Origin of the sequence: Streptomyces sp. MB09-01 (genome assembly GCF_033794505.1) — a bacterium.
In the GTDB taxonomy this organism is placed as follows: Bacteria; Actinomycetota; Actinomycetes; order Streptomycetales; family Streptomycetaceae; genus Streptomyces.
The window spans coordinates 1-1318 of the sequence record NZ_JARAYQ010000555.1 but is presented as its reverse complement, the minus strand read 5'-3'; the positions used below and the strand labels follow the sequence as shown (position 1 = coordinate 1318).

General features: G+C 70.7%; 1 protein-coding gene. It reads right to left on the bottom strand.

Annotated elements, in window-relative coordinates:
- A partial coding sequence (locus PV721_RS43410; protein ID WP_319734392.1) for a sensor histidine kinase occupies nt 1-1189 on the bottom strand: 1189 nt, incomplete at its 3' end.
- Between the last annotated feature and the right edge of the window lie 129 nt (nt 1190-1318).

Genomic DNA, 1318 nt, shown 5'->3' with positions numbered 1-1318 from the left:
CCCCGCCGGAGGCCCCCGCTCCGCCCCGCCCGTCGTCCGCGACCTGGATCAGCAGCCGCTCCCCGGACTTCCACACGTCCACGGAAGCCGACCGGGCCACCGCGTGCTTGCTGATGTTCTGCAGCAGCTCCGAGACCGTGAAGTACGCGATCCCCTCGATCGCCTCCGCCGGGCGGGCCGGGAGGTCCACGGCCACCCGGACCGGCACCGTGCAGCGCGCGGCCACCGCCGACAGCGCCGCGTCCAGCCCCCGGTCGGTCAGCACGGCGGGGTGGATCCCGCGGGCCAGGTCGCGCAGCTCCTGCAGGGCGATCTTCACCTCGCCGTGCGCCTCGTCCACCATGCGGGCCGCGGTCTGCGGGTCCTCGGTGAGCTTCTCCTTCGCCAGCCCCAGGTCCATGGCGAGCGACACCAGCCGGGCCTGCGCTCCGTCGTGCAGATCGCGCTCGATGCGCCGCAGGTCGGCGGCGGCGGTGTCCACCACCACGCCCCGGTCGGACTCCAGCTCGGTGACGCGGCTGTCCAGACGGGAGCGCCCGAGCAGCCCGCCGACCATGACCCGGTCGACGGTGGTCAGGGCCCGGATCACCCAGGGGGTGGTGAGGGTGAGCGCCAGTCCGAAGAGGCAGGCGAGGGCGATCTCGACGGGCGAATCGACGAAGAAGGAGTAGTCGTCGTTCTGGAAGAGCATCATCCCGGGCTGGTCGGTGTAGGTCGGGATGACCCAGAACCACAGGGGGTACAGCAGGAGCGTCCACCCCGACGCCCAGAACGTCAGTGCCAGGCAGAACCCGAACACCGCCCACGGGAAGTGGATCACGGAGTACAGCACGTGCCGCCAGGCGCTCCCGCTCTTGAGCAGCGCACCCATGGCGGCGAGGGGCCCGGACTTCCTGGCCCGGATCGGCGCGGGGCCGGTGATGTCCGCCCCGAGCAGCGCGCGCACCCGGGCCCGCTCCACCGCGCCGAAGCCGCGGCACATGGCGAGCACGCCGGCGAGGACCGGCACACCGAGGAAGGTGACGAGCAGCCCGGCGCCGAGGCTCACACCGGTGATGGCGAGAGAGAAGTACAGCGTGCTCAGCGGCAGCCCGATCAGCAGGTACCCGAACTCCCGCCAGGTCCGCCCCTCGATCGGAGCCCGCAGCACCGCGCCGACACCACCGCCCGTGCCCTTGCCGTTGTCCATGATCCCGACCCACCCCTGTCCCTTATACCCATCCCCGAGCCCACGAGACAGCACAACACCTGCTAGCCCGCTTTTGGCTGGCAAAAAAATAAACCTGAAGAGCAAGTGAGATCCATAGAGACACGGAAC